This is a genomic window from Acidovorax sp. HMWF018 (genome assembly GCF_003061035.1).
Classification (GTDB): Bacteria; Pseudomonadota; Gammaproteobacteria; order Burkholderiales; family Burkholderiaceae_C; genus Acidovorax; species Acidovorax delafieldii.
This window is the reverse complement of the sequence record NZ_QAIM01000679.1, coordinates 1-3,465: the sequence shown is the minus strand read 5'-3', so window position 1 is coordinate 3,465 and position 3,465 is coordinate 1. Positions and strand designations below refer to the sequence as shown.

Below are 3,465 nucleotides of genomic sequence, written 5' to 3'. Positions count from 1 at the left end.
CCACGGGCACTTCCTTGTTCTTCTCGGAATAGCCATCGAAGGGCTTGCCCTCCAGGTCGATGCGCGCGAGCACGTCGCTGTCGGGGTCGATGTGCGCGCCGATGCGCAGCATGACGAGTTCCTCGCGGTCTTCCTTGGCGTGGAACCAGTAGAAGGTGCCGGCCGGCAGCAGCACGCAATCGTTCCTGCCTGCCTCGCGCGTCTCGCCATTCGGCCCGTGGAACACCGCGCCGCCCTGCAGGATGACGAACACGTGGTCCTCGTTGGAATGCGCGTGGATCTCGTTCTCGCCACCGCTCGCGTAGGTCTTGAGCACCACGTTCATGTAGCGCGACGCGCCGAGGACCTGGTTGGTGCGGCCCTGCTTCGGCAACTGGGTCCGGATGTGGAAGAAGCTGGGCTGGCCCGGCTTGTTCAGGCGCGCCATCTCCGCGCGCCACTCCGCGGCGCTGTTGACGATCGGGGCGAAGCTGTGGCTGGGGCTGTTCGTGGTCATGGTGAATCTCCTTCGTGAATGTCAATCGATCCTGATGCCGGCTTCCGCGATGACGGGACGCCACCTCGCGGCCTCCGAGGCGATGAAGCTGCGCAGCGCCTGCGGCGAGCTGGCGTCGGCCAGCAGCCCGGCGCCCAGGAGCTTCTCCTGCACGTCCTTGGACGCGAGGGCTTGCGTCAGCGCGCGGTTGAGCTCGTCCACCACCGCAGCGGGCGTGCCCTTGGGCGCCAGCAACGCCATCCACACGTCGATGTCGGGCAGCTTGATCCCCACATCGGCCATCGATGGCACGTTGGGCAGCGTGGGGATGGGCTTGGCGCTCAGGCGCGCGAGCGGCCGCAGCGTGCCCTTCTCGAAATGGGGCATGGCGGTCGTGATGCCGTCGATGGTGAACGTGACGTCCTTGGTCAGCAGGCTCTGGGTCGTGCCCGCGCTGCCCTTGTAGGGCACCGAGACCACCTCCTTGCCCAGCGTGCGCTTGAGCAGCTCGCCGGAGAGCTGGGACGTGAAGGTGCCGAAGCCATAGCTCATTGCGGCGGCGCCGGCCTTGGACTGCGCGAGCAGCGCCTGCATGGACTGGGGTCCGGCCTGGTGGGTCATGACCACCAGGGGCGTGGTGGCCACCTTGCCGATCGGCTCGAAATCCTGGACGGGATCGTAGGGCAGCTTGGCGTAGAGGTACTGGTTCATCACCAGCGTGTTGTCGATGGCCATCAGCAGCGTGTAGCCGTCCGGCGCCGCCTTCGCGACGGCATCGGCGCCAATGATGGTGTTGGCGCCCGGCTTGTTGTCCACCACGATCGGCTGGCGCATCAACTCGCCCATACGCTGCCCGACGACGCGGGCCAGCAGGTCGGTGGGACCGCCGGCGGGGAACGGTACGATCATCCGGATCGGCCGGCTGGGATAGTCACGGGAAGCTGGTGCTTGTGCGTGCACCGGAATGGCGGCGCAAATGAGCGACACGGCGAGGGCCGCGGCGACCTGGAAGGTTTTCATGGGGTGTCTCCTGGGCGGTTGTCGATATCCGCGATTCGTTGTCGCGGACGATTTGTTGACCGCTGTCAATTCTGGGGGGCCGGTGCGTGCCCGGCAACGCAGGCTGGCCTATTCGCTGTATCGAAGAAATGAATTCGCCATGCTCCGCGCCTTTCGGAGGTCTCCGCCGTCGTCGGCGGTGGCCGGCCACAAAGGGACGCGTCGCCCTCCAGGGGCATGGGCCAGGCGTTCACGCCACGCGGCGCGCGGGCGACGACCGCCAGCATGGTCACCGCTGGGTGCAGGCACGGTTGCACGAAGCGCAGTTCGTGCTCGACATCAACGCGGACCGGTTCGGCGCTCCGGAGATCCTGGTCCTGCCCTTGCCCGCCGCGCTTGCCTGGCAGCGGGCGAGCGCATCCGCATCGCTGAGCACTAGGCCGAAGCGCAACGTGCAGTCCTGCGCGAGAAGGCGCCCGCCGTCGCTCAAAGCCCGGGCGGCGCGGCCGAACGGCACGCGCCAGCGCATCCGACGGTCCCGGGGATCGGCGGTCCGGGAGAGTCCATGTTCAGTGACTGCACGGACGACGCGACGGGCCCTCGGCCGCGGCGCGCGCTCACCAGGCCACCGCGCGAGCCGATCAAGGCGGCGCCGCCGCTCCGGGGCGCAGCTCCAAGCAGGCTCCTTGTGCCGCCCCCAATGCGCGCCACCTTGGCCACCGCCTCGGGCGCGGGACGGTCGGCCCGACCTCGCGCGGGAGACGATGCCCTTGCCCACCTTCTCGGCGCTTTCCCCGGGCAGGCGCCCGTGCACAAAAAAAGGCGCCGGGTTGCCCCGGCACCAAACCTTGGAGATAACAATGCGGGGATCCCGGCGCCCAGCCACCGCGGCCCATCGCGGGGCCGCAGCGGCGTGCCGCCGGTCGCCATCAAAAGTTGTGACGGACCCCCATGTAGATGTTGCGGGAGCTGCCGCTGGACGAGCCGACCAGCATGGCCGGGGCCTGGGCAGTGCCGGTGCCCAGCACGTACTGCGACCCGTTCTTGTTGCTGATCTGTCCCACGCCGAAGTACAGGCGCGTCCTCTTGGACAGGTCGTAGTCGCCGCCAAGCGAGATCCAGTTCGCGTCCCGGTTGCCCGTCAACGCCGTGTAGTCGGACCGGTCGTTGACGCGGGTGAACTGGGCAACGGCCGTGAACTGTCCGAACGGCACGCGCACGCCGAGGTTGGTCAGCCGGAATTCGCTCGTCGAAGCACCGGGCATGCGGGCGATTGCCCCGGTGCAGGTCGCGCAGGAGTTCTTCTCCACCGTCATGCCCAGGAAGAACTTGGCGAAGCGGGCGTCGTAGGAGCCGCCAACCACCATCGCCGAGACCTTGCCCGCAGCATCGTCCGGCCCCTCCTGCCGCTGGAAGCCCGCATTGAGGTCGAAGCCCCCGGCCTGGTAGCGCGCGGATGCGCCGTACCCGCGTCCGATCGTCGTCGAGTTCTCGCCGAAGGAGTACTGGCCGCGGAACTCGATGCCGCCCCAGCGCGGGGACACGTAGTTGACCGCGTTGTCCTGCCGCGCCGACACCCCCATCGGCAGCACCTGGCGCTGCGTGGTGGGGCTGACGTTTCTGGTGAGCGCGAGCAGCCCGCCGGCGCCTTCCCAGACGAAGGCGTCCACACTGCTCTGGACCATGTAGTACGGAGTGGGAATACGGCCCATCTGCAGCGTGCCGAACCGCGCATCGCTCAGGCCGACCGACGCCTCGCGCCCGAACGCGCGACCGCCTTGGCCGAGCGTGCCGTCGTCGAGGTTGATGCCCATCTCGAGGCGGAAGACGGCGGCAAGCCCTCCTCCCAAGTCCTCCACGCCGCGAAAACCCAGGTTGCTCCCCGCACTTCCGCCCGATACCAGCCGATTGACACTCGAGCCCCCCGATCTCGGCGAGTCCATCCCGGCATCCACCCGCCCATACATGGTCACGCTGCTCTGGGCATTGGC

At 68.3% G+C, this 3,465-nt stretch carries 3 protein-coding genes; all 3 read right to left on the bottom strand.

All coding sequences use genetic code 11. The features are described from left to right. Positions 1 to 496: cupin domain-containing protein (locus DBR23_RS28770; RefSeq protein WP_108500314.1), on the bottom strand; the 496-nt coding region annotated here is incomplete at its 3' end. Between the two features lie 21 nt (positions 497 to 517). After that, a complete protein-coding gene (locus tag DBR23_RS28765) occupies positions 518 to 1,495 on the bottom strand; it encodes a tripartite tricarboxylate transporter substrate binding protein (RefSeq protein WP_059400362.1) in 978 nt (325 codons plus the stop codon). A 908-nt stretch (positions 1,496 to 2,403) separates the two neighbouring features. Further along, on the bottom strand, positions 2,404 to 3,465 hold a 1,062-nt coding region (locus DBR23_RS28755), incomplete at its 5' end, for a porin (protein ID WP_108500313.1).

Coding starts and splice junctions, on each gene's coding strand:
- DBR23_RS28765 (WP_059400362.1), bottom strand. CDS start 1,495: ATGAAAACCTTCCAGGTCGCCGCGGCCCTCGCCGTGTCGCTCATTTGC.